The organism is Mesorhizobium captivum (assembly GCF_033977165.1).
Classification (GTDB): domain Bacteria; phylum Pseudomonadota; class Alphaproteobacteria; order Rhizobiales; family Rhizobiaceae; genus Mesorhizobium; species Mesorhizobium captivum.
Map to the genome: position 1 here is coordinate 1 of NZ_JAVIJB010000137.1, position 623 is coordinate 623.

General features: G+C 58.7%; 1 protein-coding gene. It reads left to right on the forward strand.

Going from position 1 to position 623, the window contains the following annotated elements:
• Positions 1 to 623: LysR substrate-binding domain-containing protein (locus RFM40_RS33645; protein WP_320279067.1), on the forward strand; the 623-nt coding region annotated here is incomplete at both ends.

A 623-nucleotide genomic window follows, 5' to 3' on the forward strand; every position in this document is an offset into this window, starting at 1 on the left:
CTCACCGAAGCTGAACTGACCAACTCGGTGGCCGCTCCCTGCGGAGAGGTGACCATCGGCATTCCGTCCGGAGCCGCTCGCGTCCTTAGCGGTCCCCTGCTTGAATCGGTAAGAAGCGAATTGCCGAGGATCTCACTTAAGATGATCGAGGGCATGACGGGACCGCTAGAGGAGTGGATGGCTGCTGGCCGTTTCAATCTGGCAGTCCTGTACCGCACTGCCGAGAGCGTGGGGCAAATGACGGTGCTGGCTCGCGAAGAGTTTTGCCTGGTGGTGCCGCCGGGTGAGCCGCCCTTCGAAGATTCGATACCGCTCGCCGACCTGCACGCATTTCCGCTGGCGGTCCCCATGCGCAACAACAATGTCAGACGTTCAGTTGCGGATGTCGTTGCCCAGCACGGTTGTGTTCTGGACGTCAGATTCGAGGTCGACTCCCTTTCGACGATTATCAACATGGTTATGGAAGGAAAGGCGTATTCCATCCTTACGCCTTCGGCCATTCAGAAAGAGGCGACTCAAGGTCAGGTCCGCACCGTTAAGATCATCGATCCGATCATTACCCGTTCCGTTGTGCTTGCCGTCAACCCCAAAGATGAGCGCTCTCCGGCCGTCGCTGCGGTCCG